Source organism: Streptomyces dioscori (assembly GCF_003024195.1).
In the GTDB taxonomy this organism is placed as follows: Bacteria; Actinomycetota; Actinomycetes; order Streptomycetales; family Streptomycetaceae; genus Streptomyces; species Streptomyces dioscori.
Map to the genome: position 1 here is coordinate 20,000 of NZ_KZ679063.1, position 19,235 is coordinate 39,234.

13 protein-coding genes are annotated in these 19,235 nt (G+C 70.7%); 4 read left to right on the forward strand and 9 right to left on the reverse strand.

The window, feature by feature from the left end:
- Positions 1 to 92 precede the first annotated feature (92 nt).
- The 3 genes from C6Y14_RS41230 to C6Y14_RS41240 form a co-directional block, all read right to left on the reverse strand.
- Positions 93 to 2,384, reverse strand: coding sequence for an FtsX-like permease family protein (locus tag C6Y14_RS41230; RefSeq protein ID WP_159074408.1), 2,292 nt, complete (start codon positions 2,382 to 2,384; stop codon positions 93 to 95).
- Between the two features lie 375 nt (positions 2,385 to 2,759).
- Positions 2,760 to 4,211 (reverse strand): glycoside hydrolase family 43 protein, encoded by a 1,452-nt coding sequence (locus C6Y14_RS41235; protein ID WP_107022072.1) that lies wholly within the window; start codon positions 4,209 to 4,211, stop codon positions 2,760 to 2,762.
- Between the two features lie 266 nt (positions 4,212 to 4,477).
- Positions 4,478 to 5,248: a sigma-70 family RNA polymerase sigma factor family protein gene (locus C6Y14_RS41240; protein ID WP_107022073.1), complete on the reverse strand. Its 771-nt coding sequence runs from the start codon at positions 5,246 to 5,248 to the stop codon at positions 4,478 to 4,480.
- 198 nt (positions 5,249 to 5,446) lie between these two features.
- Between C6Y14_RS41240 and qcrB the strand changes: the two genes are divergently transcribed.
- Complete coding sequence (gene qcrB / locus C6Y14_RS41245) at positions 5,447 to 7,162, forward strand: cytochrome bc1 complex cytochrome b subunit (RefSeq protein ID WP_107022074.1); 1,716 nt, start codon at positions 5,447 to 5,449, stop codon at positions 7,160 to 7,162.
- A 196-nt stretch (positions 7,163 to 7,358) separates the two neighbouring features.
- Here the strand turns inward: qcrB and C6Y14_RS41250 are convergent, their stop codons facing one another.
- On the reverse strand, positions 7,359 to 8,099 hold the full coding sequence (locus C6Y14_RS41250) for an SDR family oxidoreductase (protein ID WP_107022075.1): 741 nt from the start codon (positions 8,097 to 8,099) through the stop codon (positions 7,359 to 7,361).
- A gap of 267 nt (positions 8,100 to 8,366) precedes the next feature.
- Between C6Y14_RS41250 and C6Y14_RS41255 the strand changes: the two genes are divergently transcribed.
- The gene (locus tag C6Y14_RS41255) at positions 8,367 to 8,795 is read left to right on the forward strand and encodes a cupin domain-containing protein (RefSeq protein ID WP_199855047.1); all 429 of its coding nucleotides are present in this window, start codon (positions 8,367 to 8,369) and stop codon (positions 8,793 to 8,795) included.
- Between the two features lie 135 nt (positions 8,796 to 8,930).
- Here the strand turns inward: C6Y14_RS41255 and C6Y14_RS41260 are convergent, their stop codons facing one another.
- The 5 genes from C6Y14_RS41260 to C6Y14_RS41280 all read right to left on the reverse strand — a co-directional run bounded on the left by C6Y14_RS41260 (position 8,931) and on the right by C6Y14_RS41280 (position 14,767).
- Positions 8,931 to 9,575 (reverse strand): 3-oxoacid CoA-transferase subunit B, encoded by a 645-nt coding sequence (locus C6Y14_RS41260; RefSeq protein ID WP_199855048.1) that lies wholly within the window; start codon positions 9,573 to 9,575, stop codon positions 8,931 to 8,933.
- Positions 9,572 to 10,354 (reverse strand): CoA transferase subunit A, encoded by a 783-nt coding sequence (locus C6Y14_RS41265; RefSeq protein ID WP_107022077.1) that lies wholly within the window; start codon positions 10,352 to 10,354, stop codon positions 9,572 to 9,574. Before C6Y14_RS41265 ends, C6Y14_RS41260 begins: the two co-directional genes overlap by 4 nt.
- A 22-nt stretch (positions 10,355 to 10,376) precedes the next feature.
- Positions 10,377 to 11,306: a hydroxymethylglutaryl-CoA lyase gene (locus C6Y14_RS41270; RefSeq protein WP_199855049.1), complete on the reverse strand. Its 930-nt coding sequence runs from the start codon at positions 11,304 to 11,306 to the stop codon at positions 10,377 to 10,379.
- A gap of 168 nt (positions 11,307 to 11,474) precedes the next feature.
- On the reverse strand, positions 11,475 to 12,749 hold the full coding sequence (locus C6Y14_RS41275) for a hydroxymethylglutaryl-CoA reductase, degradative (RefSeq protein WP_107022078.1): 1,275 nt from the start codon (positions 12,747 to 12,749) through the stop codon (positions 11,475 to 11,477).
- A gap of 185 nt (positions 12,750 to 12,934) precedes the next feature.
- Positions 12,935 to 14,767 (reverse strand): helix-turn-helix domain-containing protein, encoded by a 1,833-nt coding sequence (locus tag C6Y14_RS41280; protein WP_107022079.1) that lies wholly within the window; start codon positions 14,765 to 14,767, stop codon positions 12,935 to 12,937.
- Between the two features lie 221 nt (positions 14,768 to 14,988).
- Here C6Y14_RS41280 and C6Y14_RS41285 point away from each other — a divergent pair, with 221 nt between their 5' ends.
- The gene (locus C6Y14_RS41285; RefSeq protein ID WP_107022080.1) at positions 14,989 to 17,043 is read left to right on the forward strand and encodes a hydantoinase/oxoprolinase family protein; all 2,055 of its coding nucleotides are present in this window, start codon (positions 14,989 to 14,991) and stop codon (positions 17,041 to 17,043) included.
- 30 nt (positions 17,044 to 17,073) lie between these two features.
- Complete coding sequence (locus tag C6Y14_RS41290; protein ID WP_107022081.1) at positions 17,074 to 19,224, forward strand: hydantoinase B/oxoprolinase family protein; 2,151 nt, start codon at positions 17,074 to 17,076, stop codon at positions 19,222 to 19,224.
- The last annotated feature ends 11 nt before the right edge of the window (positions 19,225 to 19,235 follow it).

Here is a 19,235-nt window from a genome sequence, read left to right on the forward strand (position 1 = left end):
CGGCCCGGGAGGCCGTGGTGGTGCCGCCCGACGGGTGTTCCGCCCTGTCCAGGGCTTCATGACGGGGCACAGGGCCGCTTCGGACCGGGCGCTCACTCGTGCCGCAGCCCCTGAGGCCGCGTGGACCGCCACAGCGTGGGCAGGGTCAGCAGGGTCACTCCGACGGAGGCGACCGCGCCGATGCCGGCTGTGGCCAGCAGAGCGCTCCAGTCGTGGACCATGGGCCTGCCGACGATACCGAGCAGCGCGCCGCCGAGCGTGGTACCGGTCAACCCGGCGACGAGCAGGCCCAGTCCGACCGGGAGCGCGGTCTGCCAGAGCACGGATCCGGCGAGCGTACGGCGCCGGGTGCCGAACGCGGACAGCACGGCCAGGACCCGTGCGCGGTCCCGGATCTGCTCCAGCGCGCCGAGCAGCATGCTTGCCGCGATCAGCAGCAGGACGGCCGCCACCCCGGCCAGCAGCGCCCGCCAGATCCCGTCGAGGGCCGTGTCCTTCTCGGGCCGTCCCGGGAAGTCGACGGCGAAGGACGGGTCCAGCCGGGCAGCGGTGGTTCGGATGCGGTCCTGCACGTCCTCGATGGTGGTCGTGTAGGTGAGCCTGATGGTGCCGACAGCGTCTTCCATACCCGTCGGTCCGGCCGCCCCGGGTGTGGCGAGCAGTATCCGTTCGGCGGCGTCGCCCGGGGGATCGGCGCTCGTGACGGGGACGGTCGCGGTGATGCGCGGGGTCCGCCATCCGGGTCCGTCCGCTCCTACGCGCAGCGTCATGCCGGCCTGCCAGGTGGTCACGTCGTGGGCGCGGTCCATGCCGACAGGTGTGGTGAGGAAGGCGTCCCCGTCGGAACAGGAAGGCAGTGACGCGAGTCGGCGCAGCTGGGCGCAGTCGGCGACGCGGACTGTCCGCGTGAATCCGCCGTCCGGAGGGTTCACGGACAACTCCGCGAAACCGACGGCCTCCCGCACGCCGGGAGTCGCGGCGAGGACCGGAGCGTACGCCGCTGTGTTCCCTGCTCCGGCGGCGAGGCGGGCGACAGCGGTGCGCGTGTGGGACGAGGGCGCGCGGTGGGCCGTTGGGGCCGCGCCGTCCGCCGGACCGTGGGCGAGTCCGGTGAAGAGGGTCTGCAGCGCCACGGCACCCGCCACGGCGACGGCGATCCCGTTGACCGAGCGGGTGGCGGTCTCACCGCTCAACTGCATTCTGCGCAGAGCGAGTTGCCAGGACAGCGGACCGAAGCCACCGCACAGCCGGGTGAGACGGTCCACGGCCCAGGGCAGCACGGCGGTGACGCCGACGAGCAGCGCGAGCATGCCGACAGCCACCAGGACGACACCGGAGCCGCCGCGCAGGCCGGCGGGGCTCTGGACGATCACCCGCAGCAGGACCAGTCCGAGCACAGGGAGCGCGATGCGCCACCAGAGGCGCCGGGTGGTTCCGCCCGACCTGCGGACGACTCCGAGGGGTTCCACGACCACCTTGTGCATCGACAGGCGCGTGACGAGGAGGCCGAGCATGAAGACGGCGACGACAGTGACGGGCACCAGCACGGGCTCCGGGGTGAGGTCCTCGGTGAAGACGCCCAGCCCCTGTATCTCCACCAGCCCCGCGAACTGGCGGCCTGTCAGGAACAGGACCGCACCCAGTGCGGTGCCGGCCAGTGTGCTGAGCGCGACCTCGCCCGCGGCGACGGTGGCCGTCGTCCGGCGGTCGGCGCCGACCAGACGCAGCGCGGCCAGCCGTCGGTCCCGGTGCTCACCGCCGAACCGGACGGCCGCGGCGATGAAGACGCCTATCGGGACGAGCAGCACGACGATCCCCGCGATGCCGAGCAGGACCAGTTCGGGGGAGAGGGGCTTCCTCGGATAGGCCTTGCCGAAGTGGTCCAGCCGCCGTGTGTCCCCGACGCCCTCCACCATGTGACTCCCGCCCAGGTAGAAGACGTACTCGCCCGGGTCGAGCAGACCCGCGTCAGCGACCTCTCCCGCGACGGGGTGGGCGAGTCGCTCGCGCAACAGATGGCTGCCGGGTGAGGCCAGCAGCCGGCGCAGTGCGGGTGACACCACCATCTCTCCAGGGCGGGGCAGACGCCGGACGCCGGGCGGAAGCGGCGCGGCGCTCCCCTCCTGCTGCACCATGCGCCCCCGGATCTCCTTGCCACGGAACACGGTGTCGATGTCGCTGATCAACACGGTGTGATCCGAGGCGTCGATGGCGCGATCGTCGAGATTGACGTCGATACGGGCGTGGGTGCGCTCGTCGCGGTGGTGGCGTGCGGTCGGTACGGACGCGGCGAGCAGCAGCATGGCTACGCCCAGCCCCACCCCGACGGCCGTCAGGGCGGTGCGGACCATGCCCTCCCGGCCGCCGGCCAGGGCGAATCGCATGCCGAGGCCCAGCGCGCGAAGTCCTCCGAAATGTCGTTGCAGACGCGGGCTCACAAGGTTCCTCTCCTGCGGGTGTGTGCCGTCCGTGAGGCCTGGTGACCGGGCCTGGCAACGTGAGGGCATGGGGTGCCGAGCATCTCGGTCGGGCGGACGGAGCGGCGGCGCGGCGTGGAATCCGCCGACCGGTCTGCGCCGACTATACACAGTGCGTATAGACGGATGCGGCGACACCACCGCCATCGTGTGAACCGACCTCACAACAGTGTCAATGCACTGGCCGGGAGGACGAAGAGAAGAGCGGCCGGGATCGCGACAGGAAACCCCGTGATGCGCGCGACCCCGGCCGTCCGCGGAACCTGCTGTGAACGGAGAGCGTCAGTCCGTGTAGACCTCGGCGCGGTCCACGCTCACGAACGCCGCCCCGGCGGAGGAGTTGCGTTCCCCGGTGACCCGGACCTGCAGGGTGTGTGTGCCGTACGGCAGGCGTGGGCTGAGGTACTGGAGCGTCTCGCCGGTGCGGATGGCGCCGTAGAAGTCGACGCGCTGTTCGGCGCCCCCGTCGACGCGGATGCCGGCTATGCCGTTGCCGGTGTCCTTCACGGACAGCAGCGCGATCCTGGTGCCCGTGAACGTGAACGTCGCGGTGTTGCCGGCCCCGTTGCTCCAGTGGTCGTCGCCCCAGAAGCACTGCGCGGCGCAGCCGGTGCCCGAGTTCCACGAACCCTGGTACGTCACCGTGCCGTTGCCGCTGGAACGGCCGTCGTCGTTGATCCAGTGGTTGCCGGACCCGGGGTCGCCGGAGGGCAGGTTCTGCGTGGCGCCCAGGGCGAGCGGGGTGCCGAGATCAGGGCCTCCGTCCGCCCGCCAGCCGATCTTCTGGGCACGCGTCGTGCGGTTGCTGTAGGTGAGGTCCGACGTGGTCTTGGCGTGGTAGATGATCCAGTCCTCCGTCCCGTCGGGGGAGCGGAAGAAGGCGTGGTGGCCGGGGCCGAACACGCCCCTGGCGTCGTTGCGTGCGAAGACGGGCCCGCTGCGCTGCGTCCAGTTGCCGGCCACCAGCGGGTCGGCTCCGCTCGGCAGGGACATCTCCCACACCTGGTAGTCGGGCTTCCCGGTGTCGCACGTCGAGTACGTCATCCAGGTACGGCCGTTGCGGTAAAGGAACTCGGGCCCCTCGCGGACCTCCGGGCAGCCTCCCGCCCCGTTCAGCGCGACGGCGTTGCCCGAGACGGTGTACGGGTTCGACATGGGCGCGATGTTCAGCCCGTTGTGCTGGTACGCGTTGATGCCGCTGTAGGCGAGATAGAGCCGGCCGTTGTGCTGGAGGATGCCGGGGTCGATGGCGAAGTCGTTCGTGTGGTTGGGCGGGGTCAGCTTCGCCTTGAAGTGGTAGGGCCCCGCCGGGTCGTCGCCGGCCGACTCCAGGACGTAGAGCCGGTGGTGGTCGTCCACCCCGTCGTCGGCCGTGTAGTACATGTACCAGCGGCTGTCGAAGCGGTAGAACTCGGCTGCCCAGATGTGCTGGTTGCGCGAGGCGTCGGTGTCCGTCCACACGGTGATCGGTTCGGCGTCGAGCAGGGTTCCCAGCGAGGGGGAACGCCACATCTTGATGCTGCCGCCCTGGGTGGTGGTGAGGTGGTAGGCCCCGTTCGCATACGTCATGAACGGGTCGGGCCCCGTGTTCAGCGGATTGCGGAAGGTTCCCGAGGCCGCCGCGGCCGTGGCGGCGGTCGATGATGTCGTGGCGGGGGCCTGCGGCGCGCAGATCAGGCCGAGCAGCAGGGCGAACAGGGCGGTGACCAAAGCAGTGATGGGCCGGGCACGCATCGCTGGCTCCCCACGTATCGAGGTCCGGGTGTGACGGACGGCGTGACACGAGCTGATGGTTGCCCATGGCAACACAGGCCTTACATCGATGTAAAGAGAGGCGGAGCAAGAGATTCTGACGTGCCGGCGGATTCGATCCCGCCCCGGGAATCTGTCACAGACGCGGGACGGGCGTTGTCAAGGAAGCAGACGGGAGAAGCAGACGGGAGAAACCGTCGGGAGGAGTAGTCGGGAGAAGCCGACGGGAGGAGCCGGGAGTGCAGGTCTCAACGACGTCCGGAGGCGTCCTGCGGATTCCACGAGCGAAGTTTGTCCGGGTTGAGGACGACCCAGACCTGAACGGCCCGGTGGCCCGCGACGTCGAGGCCGATCACCGCGGCCACCTGGTCGTCGTAGCGGGCGACGAGTCCGGTGCGGCCGTTGACGGAACGGGTGTGCAGGCTGGTGCGGGGACGCCGGGCGAGGAGCGTCAGCAGACAGTGGGCGATCCGCTCGTTGCCGTGGACGGGTTCGGTCAGTGCGCGAACCTTGCCACCGCCGTCGAAGAACGCGATGGCGTCGGGCGCCAGCAGGGCTGCCAGAGATGCCGGATCCTCCGTGGCACACGCCTGCTGGACGGCCTGGACCACGGTGTCGTGCCGCTCCGTGGTGGTGGGCCGTGAGCGGCGTCCCTGGAGACTCCTGAGGGCCTGGTCGACCGGATTGGTCGGTTCGCTGCGCTCGGGCTCGGGCTCGGTGCACCCCATGCTCTCCGCGACCGTACCGGGGGCCGTACCGATACCTTCGGAGTGCCCGTCCCGCGGTCCCGACAGCGTCGAACGGGACAGGCAGACCGCACCCCCGACCTGCACGAGCCAGGCGCGGGGCGCCGTCACGCACCTCCGCTCGGGCGCGGACAGGGCGTACCAGCGCCGATAGGTCTCCGCGACGACCTCCTCGGCCGCACCGCTGTCACCCGTCACCCAGAACGCGATGTCCAGCAGATGCCGTCGCTCGTCGAGCAGCTCTGCGATCGGCACCGCACCCTCGTGATCCATACGGCACCCACTTTTCCCTTGTGTGCGTTTGACACCCTGACCGGTCAGCCGCAGAGCATGTGACACGCCTTCGGATCCTGCTGGCGACACGGTGTTCTGACGCGACCACTGTGCGGCACTGACCGTCACACCTTCGTGAACTGCTCTGTCGTACTGGTAGCAGGTCACGGTGGTACGCGCAGTGGAACGAGGTAGAAGATGAGACGCAAGGACCGACCCCTCGAAGCAGGTGGCCCCACCGAACCGACGAAAGAAGCCCGGACGACCGGACCCCGGAGGGGTCGAAGGGGCGAGAGGCTCGCCGACTGGGCGGACGCCCGACTGGGATACCGCTCCTCGTCGAAAGACTTGCTGCGCAGGGCCGTCCCGGACCACTGGTCGTTCATGCTCGGGCAGATCTGTGTCTACAGCTTCCTCGTCCTCGTCGTCACAGGTGTCTACCTGACCTTCTACTTCCATCCGTCGTCGGAGCAGGTGGTCTACCAGGGCAGTTACGCGCCACTGCGCGGGCTGCTGGTGTCCGAGGCGTTCGACTCGACGATGCACATCTCCTTCGACGTCCGCGGCGGCCTGCTCATCCGCCAGGCGCACCACTGGGCGGCTCTCGTCTTCGTGGCCGCCCTGTTCGTCCACATGATGCGAGTCTTCTTCACCGGTGCCTTCCGCAAGCCCCGCGAGATCCACTGGGTGCTCGGCTTCCTGCTGCTGATCCTGGCCATGTTCGGCGGACTGACCGGATACGACCTGCCGGACGACCTCCTGTCCGGAACCGGACTCGCGGTGGTCAACGGAACGATCCTCTCCATGCCGATCGTCGGCACGTACCTCTCCATGCTTCTGTTCGGCGGAGAGTTCCCGGGGAACGACCTGGTGGCCCGGTTCAACACCATCCACGTCCTGATCATCCCGGCCCTCATCGCCGCGCTGTTCGTCGCCCGTGCGGCGCTGTCCGTCCGCCACCGGCCGGCTCAGCACGCCGGCCCCGGACGCACGAACGAGAACGTCGTAGGAATTCCGCTCAAGGTGTACGCGGTGAAGTCCGCAGGGTATTTCTTCCTGGTCTCGGGCTTCATCCTCGTCATCGCGGCGCTCGTACAGATCAACCCCGTCTGGGACTACGGGCCCTACCGGCCGGACCAGGTCTCGGCGGGCTCACAACCCGACTGGTACATGGGCGTGGCCGACGGCCTCCTGCGCGTGATGCCCGGCTGGGAGCTCGGCTTCCGGGGCCACACCCTCGCCCTCGACAACCTCGTCCCGCTGCTCGTGGGCGCCGGCCTCTTCCTCGCCATGGGTGCCTATCCGTTCGTCGAGGCCTGGGCGACCGGCGACGACCGTGAACAGCATCTGCTCGACAGGCCGCGCAACAGGCCCGTGCGCACCGCTCTCGGGGCGGCCTGGCTGAGCGTGTACCTGGTCGCGCTGATCGGCGCCGCGAACGACATCATCGCCATCAGGCTGCACGTCTCGGTCGACGACGTCACGTGGGCGGTCCGCGTCGGCCTCTTCGTCGTCCCCCTCATCGTCTACTTCGTCACGAAACGGTGGGCCCTCGGCCTCCAGCGGCGCGACCGCGACAAGGTACTGCACGGTCGTGAGACGGGAGTCATCAAACGCCTCCCGAACGGTGAGTTCGTGGAAGTGCACGAGCCGCTCAGCCAGGAGGAGCTGCACAAGCTCACGGCACACGAGCAGTACGCGCCGCTCGCTGCGGTGTCGCCCCCCAAGGCCGTGAACGGCACACCCGTGCCGGTGCCGGTGCCGGAGCGTGCACAGCGTCTGCGGATCGGGATCAGCCGGGGCCTCCACGGCGCCGGCGCACAGATCCGCAAGCCCACCGCCCATGAATACACGCAGATGACGGGCGGACATGCGTCTGACGGTGACGGTTCACAGAATGACGACGGCGTGTAGCCCACTTTCTCGAACCCGCACCCGCCGCGCGGACACGCAGTACGAGCGATGCCCGATCGGTGTTGTCTTCCGGCCCCGGCCGCTGCAGCAACGCGACGCGTCGTCGCGGACGGAAAAGGGCGTGATGAGGCTTGCTCGCCGACGGAACACGCCCCGCCGCGCCGGCTGTCCCGGGGAACGGCCGCCGCCATGGGGGTCACCGACCAGCGAGCCAACGGTCGACTGATCCGTGGCCCAGCTGCGCGTCGGCCCCGGGAAGCAGCGTCCGCTCTTCGAGCAGCGCGCCGAAGAAAGGGGCCCGCGGGTCGGATACGACCTCGCGCAGGGCACCGCGGGCGGCCAACAGCTTGGCGGTGAGGTCGTCGAGACGGTGCTCCTCGGGACCCGCGACCTCAAGCACGCCGAACAGCGGTAGCCCCACGGCCACATGAGCGACCGAGGCGGCGACGTCGTCCGTCGACACGGGCCGTACCGGCACGGGCGCCACGTGCACACCGTCCGCGTGGGTGGTCGAGCGCGAAAGGGCCTCCACGGACTCGAAGAAGGGCGTGGCCCGCACGATGGAGTGAGGGATCGGCGAGCGCCGTAACCGCTCCTCCTGCAGTGCCTTCGCGTGGAAGTACCCGCCTCGCGCACGGTCGGCGCCGACCAGGGACAAGGCCACATAGTGCTCGGCACCCGCGGTGGCGGCGGCGTCCAAGAGGTTGGCGGTCGCCGCCTCGAAGAACAGCACACTCGTGGCCTGCGCGCGGGACGGCGCGTCGGTGACGTCCACCACGACGTCGGCGCCGCGCAGGGCGACGGGAAGTCCCTCGCCCGTGACGACGTCTACCCCGTCGGCGCGAGAGAGAGGGCGGACCTCCACGCCGTGATCCCGCAGTCCGGCGACCGTCCTGGACCCGATGAGCCCGGTGGCACCTGCAACAACGACTCTCATCCTTTTCGGCGTCTTCCCGTCGACGGTGATGGCGATGGTGGGGGAGGGGGAACTGCGTACCCACCGCTCTTCTGACCGTCTGCGGGCAGATAGTGTGACACTGTTCGGCGCCGAACCGACAGACAGCCGACAGGCCGGGACTCGGCAGCGCACCCCGTGCACCCCGTGTCACAGATCCGCCGCGCGTCCGGTCATTCCTGGGAAGAGCCGAGCAGTTCGATCACCCCAGGAAGGTGCGACACAGTGTCAGAGAGCCATGCAGGACACATGCACGGGACCGATGCGCAGGAGGGGGCGACGGCCGGTTGGATGACCGCCGCCAAGATGATCCAGGACGCCTCGCCGATCACCGTCCCGGAGGGTGCCTCGGCCATGACGATCCACGTCGAGTGGGAGCCGGGCGACCCGGGGACCCCGCCGCACCGGCACTCGGGTCCCGCCTTCGGATACGTCATCGAGGGCGCGGTCCGCTTCGAGCTGGAGGGTGAGCCCGAGCGCGTCGTGGAGGCGGGCGGCACCTTCTGGGAGCCGGGCGGCGACGTCATCCACTACCAGGACGGCAACGCGCTGACGGACGCGCGGACCCGGTTCGTGGTGACCATGCTGTGCGCGCCGGGCAAGCCCATGCTCGAACTGGTCGACGAGGAGGAACTGGCGAAGCGGGTCCATCTGCGTGCCCCGCGGCCCACTGCCTGACCTGTGGCCCTGCCCGCTTGACCTGTGGCCCCGCCCCCCTGACCCGTGCCCTGCCGTCCGCAACAGCCGCTTGCGGGCGGCAGGGGAAACGGGACGCGGACCGGCGGGCGGGCGGCGGAGCGGCGGGCGGGCGCCTCAGCCGACCGTTCGCCGCGCACCGTGCAGCACCGTCGCCGTGCGTTCGCGGACCGTGTCGGCGCCGACGCCGGGTGCGGTCTCGTGGAGCGTGAGTCCGTCCGGCCCGACGTCGATGACGGCGAGGTCGGTGATGATGCGGTCGACCACGCCCTTCCCGGTCAGCGGCAGGGTGCAGTTTTCGACGATCTTCGGTTCGCCGGTCCGGGTGGTGTGTTCCATCAGCACGATGACACGGCGGGCGCCGTGGACGAGGTCCATGGCGCCGCCCATGCCCTTGATCATGCGGCCGGGTACGGTCCAGTTGGCCAGGTCGCCGGCCGCGGAGACCTGCATGGCGCCGAGGACGGCGACGTCGACCTTGCCACCGCGGATCATCCCGAAGGACAGAGCGGAGTCGAAGACGGAAGCGGCCGGGCGCAGCGTCACTGTCTCCTTGCCGGCGTTGATCAGGTCGGGGTCGACGTCCGCGCGCAGGGGGTGATCACCCACGCCGAGCAGGCCGTTCTCCGAGTGCAGCACCACGTCGACGCCTTCGGGGACATGGGCGGGGATCAGCGTCGGCATCCCGATGCCGAGGTTGACGTACTCGCCGTCGCGCAGTTCGGCCGCCGCGCGGGCCGCCATCTCGTCCCGGGTCCTCATGCGGTCACCTCTCGGACTGTCAGTTTCTCGATGTCTTTCGCCGCGGCTTGTTCCGAGGTCAGTACGACGACGCGATGGACGTAGATGCCGGGCAGATGCACCTCGTCGGGGCCGAGTTCGCCGGGCTCGACCAGCTCTTCGACCTCGGCGATCGTGACCCGTCCGGCCATCGCGGCCAGGGGGTTGAAGTTCCGCGCCGAGGAATGGAAGGCGAGGTTTCCGTAGCGGTCGCCCCGGGCCGCCCGGACCAGGGCGAAGTCCGTGGGGAGGCCGTGTTCGAGGACGTAGTCGCGCTCGACGCCTTCCGTGGTGAAGCGCCGGGTCTCCTTGGGAGGCGAGGACACGAGGACCTCGCCCTCCGGTCCGTAGCGCAGCGGCATACCTCCGTCGGCGATCACCGTGCCGACCCCGGCGGGTGTGTAGAAGGCGGGGATGCCGCAGCCGCCTGCGCGAAGCCGCTCGGCGAGGGTGCCCTGCGGAGTGAGCTCGACCTCGACCTCACCGGCGAGATACTGCCGGGCGAACTCCTTGTTCTCGCCGATGTACGAGGCGGTGATCCGGCGGATCCGCCGCCGCTCCAGCAGGATGCCGAGACCTCGCCCGTCGGTGCCGCAGTTGTTGGACGTCACGTCGAGGTCCGTCGTGCCGGCGTCGGCGAGAGCTTCGATGAGTACCGTCGGGATGCCGCAGAGCCCGAACCCCCCGACCGCGAGGCCGGCACCGTCGGCGATGTCGGCCACGGCCGCGGCGGCACTTCCGACGATCTTGTTGACAGGCATACGTGTGCTCTTTCTGGGTCGGTCAGCCGCCGGCGAGGGCGCGGACGGTGCGGGAAGGGCTGGGCCGGCCGAGCAGATCGGCGAGCCATGTACTCGTCTCGACGAGCTTGTCCAGATCCACCCCGGTGTCGATGCCGAGGCCCGCGAGCTGCCACAGCAGATCCTCCGTGGCCAGATTGCCGGTGGCGGACTTCGCGTAGGGGCAGCCGCCCAGCCCGCCGGCGGAGGCGTCGACGGTGGTCACTCCGTGCCGCAGCGCGGTCAGGGTGTTGGAGAGGGCCTGACCGTAGGTGTCGTGGAAGTGCACCGTGATGCTCTCCACCGGTACGCCGGCCGCGGTGAGGGCGTCCAGCAGGGCGGCGACCCGGCCGGGAGTGGCGACCCCGATGGTGTCGCCCAGGGACAACTCGGTGCAGCCCAGCGCGATCAGCCGGGTGGCCACCGACACCACCTGCGGAACAGGGACCTCGCCCTCCCAGGGGTCGCCCCAGCACATGGAGAGGTAGCCGCGCACCCGCATGCCGGTTTCGCGGGCCCGTCCGACGACCGGCGCGAACATCTCCAGTGACTCCTCGACCGTCCGGTTGAGGTTGGCCCTGGCGAAACTCTCCGTCGCCGAACCGAACACCGCGATGTCCTCCACCCCGAGGTCGACGGCCCGGTCCAGGCCCCGCATGTTGGGGACCAGGACCGGGTACCGCACGCCCGGCCTGCGGTCGATGCGACGCAGGACCTCCTCCGCGTCGGCGAGTTGGGGCACCCACTTCGGATGGACGAGACCGGTGGTCTCGACGACGCGGTGCCCGGCGTCGACCAGTCGCTCCACCAGCTCCGCCTTCACAGAGGCCGGGACGGTCGCGGACTCGTTCTGCAGCCCGTCGCGGGGGCCGACTTCGCAGACGGTGACCCGGGCGGGGAGTCCGGGCAGCTGATCGATGCCGTAGCCGGTCACTGGGAAACCTCCGGTGGTGCGGTGCTGTCGGTAGGGCCGGGGCGTAGCGCCGCGGCCGTACCGGGGGCGAATGTTCTGTCGGCGCGACGTGGCCGACGGCGGGCGTGCGATGACCTGGACCAGGCCGTCCGTCCGGGCCCGTGCGCCTCTCGGTTGCGCCTGTCGGTGTCAGCGGCCGGCGCGCAGTTCGGCGAGGACGCGCTGGGCATGGTCGGCGCGGACCTGCTTGTCCGCGACGAGACGGGCGACGAGGGCGGGCACTTCCTCCGCGCTCGCGCCCGCTGTGAGGGCGACGTTGCGGGCGTGCAGCGACATGTGCCCGCGCTGGATGCCCTCGGTGGCCAGCGCACGTACCGCGCCGAAGTTCTGCGCCAGTCCGACGGCGACGATGATCTCCGCCAGTTCGGTCGCGGTGGTGACACCGAGGAGGGCGATCGAGGCCTGCGCCACCGGGTGCAGTTTGGTCGCACCGCCCACCAGACCGACCGGCATCGGCAGTTCCAGGGTTCCGACGACGTTTCCGTCGGCGTCCTTCTCGAAGCGCGACATCGAGGTGTAGCGCCCGGTGGGGGAGATCGCATGGGAATGGGCGCCGGCTTCGACCGCGCGGGTGTCGTTGCCGGTGGCGAGGACGACCGCGGAGATGCCGTTCATGATGCCCTTGTTGTGGGTGGCCGCACGGTAGGGATCGGCCTCCGCGAGCGCTGCCGCGTGCACGATGTCGTCGACCACGGACTCGCCGCCCAGCGCCTCGGCGTCGAAGACGGCCCGCGCCCGGGAGAGGCGCAGATCCGCCTTGTTGGTCAGGATCCGCAGCAGCGTACGCCCGCCCGCGATCTCGCCGGCCCGGACGGCGACGGCCTCGGCCATGGTGTTCACCGCGTTGGCGCCCATCGCGTCGCGGACGTCCACGTGCAGATGGGCGACGACGTAGGTGCCGGCCCGGGAGGGGACGACCCGCACCGAGATGTCACGTACTCCACCGCCGAACTCGACCAGCTTCGGGTCCTGTGCGTCGGCCAGTTCGACGAGTTCCTGGCGGGCCTCCAGCAGCCGGAGCCGGCCTGCCTCGGGGTCCCGGACACCGATGATCTGGACCTGGGCCTGCATGACCGGCTCGGTGGACGAGGTGAAGAAGCCGCCGTGGGCGCGGGCCACCTTGGCCGAGTTCGAGGCCGCGGCGACCACGGAGGCCTCCTCGCTGGCCATCGGCACGAGCACGTCACGGCCGTTGACGGTGAAGTTGGTCGCCACGCCCACGGGGAGTTCCATGACCCCGACCACGTTCTCGATCATGTGGTCGGCCAGGTCGACACCGAGGCCGTGCTGCGGGGCGAAGGCGGCGATGCGCTGCGGATCGACGGTGGCGGACTCCGCCACGATCCGTCGGCGTGCGTCGACGGACAGGTCCCGTAGACCCTGGATACGGCTGGTGCGCGGCATACGGCCCCTCCACTGCGTCGTGGTCACCGAACAGCTCGGTGCGGTAGGCGACGCTAGTTCCGTTCCGCCCGCACAGGTATGGGTGAATGGCCCATGCGCTCTGCCGATTCGCTGGACGATCGGCCCTGCCGGGTCCAGGGGGCGCTCTCGGAGCAAGCCCGTCGGCGCGCACGTCTCTCCGGGGCTCACGCACCTCTCGTGAGGTGGGCCAACTGGACCGCCACCGTGATCCGGAAGAGCCGGTCGGGTTCCTGCCAGTCCGCTCCGAGGAGTTCCGCCGTGCGCTCCAGTCGCTGCAGCACCGTGTTCTTGTGCAGGTGGAGGGCACGGGCTGTGGCGACCGGACTCATCCGGTTGCCGAGATAGGCGGCCAGGGTGGGCACGAGCTTGCCTGCGTGCGCGGCGTCCCAGTCCAGCAGCGGGCCGATGACAAGCCGCAGGTACGTCGCCACGCGCGGCTCACCGGGACCGAACAGCGCCGTGTACGGGAGGTACGCGTCGGCGGTGACCGCGGCGTCGTCCAGCCCGAGGGCCGGCAGGACCCCCACGCAGGCCGACGCGGCGTCGATCCGGGCGCGCAGATCGTGGTCCAGGTCCGAGAAGCCGGCGCCGACCGCCAGCACGGGTGCCCGTACGGTGCGGCCGACGGTGGCATGGACGGAGGTGCTCGCGGCGGCCGGGTCGGCGTCGGTGGTGAGGGCGATCACATGGTCGGCGTACTCCCCGATCAGTCCGCTCTCGCGGCGCAGGCCGCGGACGGCCTCATGACGCAGTTCGGCGGGCAGCGCGACCACGACCACGGAGCGCAGTGCGTCGAGCCGGATGCCCCGCGCGCGGGCCCGGGTGGCGAGGTCGGCGTGGCGCTCGGGGTCGGCGGAGAGCAGGTCGGCCAGCAGGTCGCTGCGTACCCGCTGCTCGGCCTCGATCGTGGCGTCCTGCTTGAGGTTGAGCAGTGCGGTGATCTGGGCGGCACGTTCCGCGGTGCGCAGCTCGACCGGTCCGAACGGAACCTCGCCCGGCTCCAGCAGCAGCGCGCCCAGCAGGGTCGCGCCGGCCAGGACGGCGACCACGTATCCGCCGTCCGTCGGAGTGCACCGGCCGCTGCGGCGGCTGCGGTCGACCGCCGTGGCCACGGGTTCCTCCAGACGCCCCACATCGAGGAGCGTCACCTCGCACCGCAGGGCCCGGCCCAGCGCGGTGGCGACATCGGACGCCTCGCTGCCCTGGAGCACCAGCCCCGTCAGCTCGCTGTGCACCTCGCTGGCCCGCTCCATGGCCTCCACGTGACGGGCGAGCTCGCCGTAGGCGTGGCGGGTCTCGTCGGCCGCGTCCTGGGTGCGGGCCAGCAGCCGCGCGGTCTGCAGCACGACGGCGGCATGGTCGGCGAAGGCCGACAGCAGGGAGATCTCCTCCGGGGCGAATTCGTGCTCGACGCGGTTGGCGGCGAACAGCACACCGATCACCTCGTCACCGGCGAGCAGCGGGACGCCGAGCATCGACACGAGGCCCTCCGCGGTCACGGCGGAATCGATGCCGGAATCGTGCGGCGCCTGGGTCATCGTGGCATAGGAGGACGTCCAGCAGGGCCTGCGTCCCTCGACCACCCGGCTGGCCAGGCCCATCCCCGGCGGAACCCGCAGCCCTGGGAAGGACGGCGCGACCGTCCCGAGGGTCGTGCGCACCAGCAGCTCGCGGCTGTCCTCCTGGTACTCGGACAGATAGGTGACGTCCGTGCCCATCAGGTCGTGCGCCCGCTCCACGAGCCGGCCCAGCAGCTCGTCGACGTCACGGAGCTGGGCCAGCTCACGCGCGGAGGAGAACAGTGCCGCCAGCTCCTGACCGCGGCGCCGCCACCGGTCGGAGGTCGCGCGCAGCCGCCGCAGCTCCTGCCCGATGCGCACGCTGTCCCGCCGGGAGAGGGACACCGTCGCCAGCAGCTCGTCCACGTCCGCCTCCTGCTCGGCGGACGCGGCCTGGAGCAGGCTCACGACCACGTCGACCGGAAAAGTGTCCGTCATGTGCGAGCCTCACCTTCTGTGCCGATGAGCCACCGGCAGCCTGAATCCAGTGGACCGAACATACATAGCCGCTCGGTGACGGCGCACGTAGCGTCCACAGCAGCGCCGAGGCGGGGCGAGGCGGGGAAGCCTCCGCGAGCCGCCCTTGCGCCGGCCGGGCGCGCACGGCACCGACGCGCAGTCACAGCACAGCACCGACGCAGTCAAAGGAGACAGCGAGCATGACACTTCATGTGGGCATCGACGTCGGTGGGACCTTTACCGACGCCGTGGCGGTCGTCGACGGGGTCGCCGTACGCGGCAAGGCCTTCTCGACCAAGGACGTGACCACCGGCATCCTGGGTGCGCTGGCGGTGCTCCAGGAACGCGCGGGAATGACCGAGGCCGCCTTCTTCGCCGCCGTGGACCGCTTCGTGCTCGGCAACACCATCGTCACCAACGCGGTGGACGAACAGAAGTTCGCCCCCGTGGGACTGCTGACCACACAGGGCTTCCGCGACACCCTGCGCATCGCCCGGTCGGCCCGCACCGACGAGCGCGACCCGCACAAGATGGCGGCACCGCCGGACATCGTGGAGCGCCGCCGCATCATCGAGGTCGCGGAGCGGGTCGACGCGCACGGCACGGTGCTGGCGCCCCTCACCGACGACGTGATCGCCACCGCGGTCGACGCGGTACTGGCGGCCGGCGCGGAGGCGATCGCCGTCTGTCTGCTCTGGTCGTTCCGCAACCCGGTGCACGAGAAGGCGATCGGGGAGTACCTGGATGCCCACCACCCGGACGTCCCGTACACCCTCTCCAGCCGTCTCACTCCCGTGTACCGCGAGTACGAGCGCATGGTCACCACCGCGCTGGACGCCGCGGTCAAGCCGATCGTGGCGTCGCACTTCCATCAGCTCGCCGACGAGCTGCGCGGCCGGGGGCTGCGGGCGCGGGTGCAGATCATGCAGGTGCACGGGGGATTCCTGTCGGTCGAGGAGACCAGCAAGGCCCCGATCCAGATGTTCAACTCCGGCCCGGTCGGCGGCGTCACCGGAGCCCGGCTGCTGGGCCGGCAGCTCGGCCGCCGACGCGTGCTGACCGCGGACATGGGCGGCACCAGCCTCGACGCGGCAGCGATCATCGACGACGAGTTCCGGCTCCTGCCGCGGGCCGAGATCGGCGGCCTGCCCACCAGCCTGACCGCCGTGGACATCGAGACCATCGGCGCCGGCGGCGGCAGCCTCGCCTGGGTCGACGGCCGCAACCTGCTGCGGGTCGGCCCGCACAGCGCGGGCTCCACCCCGGGCCCCGCCTGCTACGGCAAGGGCGGCACCCGCCCGGCGGTCACCGACGCGGCGCTGGTGCTCGGGCTCATCAACCCGCACTACTACCTCGGCGGCACCGTCCCGCTCTACGAGGACCAGGCCCGCGCCGCCCTGCGCGAGCATGTGGCCGGACCGCTGGGCATCACCGAGGACGCCGCGGCCGAGGGCGTCTACCGGCTGGCGACGTCGCAGATGTCCAACGCGCTGCGCAAGATCACGGTGAACCGGGGACACGATCCGCGCGAGTTCACCCTCGTCGGCTTCGGCGGCGCGTGCGGTCTGTTCGCGGCCGCCATCGCCGCCGAGGCGGGCGTGCGCGAAGTGGTCGTCCCGCGCAACGCCGCCGTGTTCTCCGCGCACGGCCTCATGCACGCCGACTCCGTGTTCTCCGCCGTACGGACGAGCCCCTGGACGATGGATCAGCCCGCCGCCGACCTGGACAAGGAGTTCACCGCTCTGGAGGAGCGCGCACAGTCCTGGTTCGAGGCCGAGGGCATCCCCGAGGACCGGCGGGAACTCTTCCGCGAGGCCGACGTCAAGTTCATGGGCCAGATCTTCGAAGTCACCACCCGGCTGCCCGCGGGCACCTTCGGCGAAGCGGACAAGGCCGCGCTGCGGACACAGTTCATCGCCGACTACGAGGAGGAGTTCGGCGCCGGAACCGCCTGGGCCGAGGCGGACATCCTCCTGGTCAACTCGCGGGTACGGGCCGTCGGGCGCAGCGACGTGCAGAAGGTGGAACGGGTCGCGGGCGGCGAGGAGCGGCACGAGCTCAGCCGCCGCAAGGTCCTGGAGCCGCTCACCGGCAAGCGGCTGGAGATCGACGTGCACCGCGGCTTCGGAGCCCTCGGCCGCGCGGACGGCCCGTGCCTGCTGGAGGAGCCGGACACCACGGTGTACGTGCCGAGCGGTGCCACCGTCGCGCTCACCGACGGCGGCGACTTCCTGATGCGCCTCGCCGACCACTGACTCCTGCCCCGTCCGTCGAAGGAGACGACCATGAGTGGCACCCCGCACAACCTGCCCGACGGCTTCGACCCGGTCACCCTCGAAGTGATCCGCATGCGCCTGGACTCCATCGTGGAGGAGATGGGCATCGCGATGATCCGCTCCTCGGGCTCCCCGGTCATCACCGAGGCCGGTGACTTCAACACCGCGCTGTTCGACCCCACCGGCCGTATCTACGCCTACTCCGACTACGTCCAGTTCCACATCGGCTCCGGCAGCGTCGCCGTACGGAACCTGGTGAAGGCGATCGAGGGGGAGCAGCTGTCGCCCGGTGACGCCTTCATCAGCAACGACCCGCACACCGCCGGCGCCAGCCACCCGCCGGACACCAACGTCATCTCGCCGATCTTCCACGGCGACGAGCTGATCGGCTGGGCGCAGTCGCAGGCGCACCTCATCGACGTCGGCGGCATGACCCCCGGCGGCTTCGCGCCCGGCGCCCACGACTGCTACGCCGAGGCGCTGCGGCTCCCGCCGGGCGTCAAGATCTTCGAGCGCGGCGAACCCGTCGAGTGGGTCCGCCGCATCCTCCTCAACAACGTCCGCGTACCGGCCCTGTTCTGGAACGACGTGCGCTCCCTGGTCGCCAGCAACAACACCGGCATCCGGCGGCTGCTGGCCACGACGGAGGAGTTCGGCCTCGACCGGTTCAGGGACTACACGAAGCTGTCCTTCGAGCTGGCCGAGCAGGTCGTGCGCGACCGTGTCCGTGAGATCCCCGACGGCACCTACACCGCCGAGGAGTGGACGGAGCACAACGGACACGTCGACGAGCTGTACCGCGTCGCGTGCACCATGACCAAGCGCGACGACCAGGTGACCTTCGACTTCACCGGCTCCAGCGAGCAGACCGACGGCTTCGTCAACTGCAGCTACGGGGCGCTCGTCGGCAGCGTCGCCAGCGCCATCGTGCCGATCCTCGCCTGGGACGTCCCCTTCAACGAGGGGGTCATGACCGCGTTCGACATCGTCGCCGAGCCCGGTTCCATCGTCAATCCGCGGCCTCCGGCGCCGATCAGCAACGGGCACCTGACGACCGGGGCCCGGGTCAGCCGCGTCATCACGAAACTGATGAACGAGGCGTGCCGTACCAGCGCCGACGAGGTCATCCGCGACCGTACCCAGGGGGTGTGGGGCGACTCGTGGACGGGTGGCATCTCCGCGGGGACCACCGACGACGGCGAGTACTTCGTGCTGTTCAACATGGACGGCGGCGGCATGGGCGCCGGCGCCCAGCCGGAGAGCGACGGGCTCGACTGCGCGGGCATGATGACGCAGGTCAACAACATGCTGCCGGACGTCGAGATGAACGAGATGCTCTACCCGGTGCTCTACCTGTGGAAGCAGCTCAACGTCGAGAGCGCCGGACACGGCGCCCACCGCGGCGGCCTCGGCCTGCGCTTCGCCTGGACCCTGCACGGCGCCCAGGAGGTCACCCAGACCGTGTTCGCCCCCAACGCTCAGGTGCCCGCCGACGGTTTCGGCGGGGGACTGCCCGGCGGAGGCAGCGGCCACGAGGTCTGGCGCCGCAGCAACGTCGCCGACCTCCTCACCGAGGGCCGGGTGCCCGGACCCGGCACGCTGGACAGCGCGGAGCGCGAGCTGCTCGCCATCAACCAGCAGTCCGTCGCCATCCGCGACGGTGACGTGCTGGTGCAGTGGATCGCCGGCGGAGGCGGCTACGGCGACCCCCTGCTCCGGGACCCGCGGCTCGTCGCCGCCGACGTCCGGGACGGATACGTGACCGAGGAGACCGCACGGCACACCTACGGCGTGGTCCTCACCGACGGGGCCGCCGACGAGGCGGCCACCACGCGGGCGCGCGCCGCGCTGCGCGAGGAACGCCTCGGCCGCAGCCCGGAGCGGCCCGTTCCGGCGGACTCCCCGGCCCGGGCCTCCGCGCCCCGGCGCGACGCGGACGGCTGGCACGTACAGGCCAGCGGCGCCCGCCTGGGTACGGGCGACGACTGGCACGACCTGGCACACAAGGTCACCCATGTCGCGGCCGACCGGCTCGCCGAGCACGGAGTGCGCGTCCGTCCCCGCACCGACGGCTGGAAGATCGTCATCGACGAGTTCTACAGTCCCTCGTGCGGCACCCTGCTCGATGCCCGTGTCCGGGTGGACACCGGCACGAGCTGACCGAGAACCGG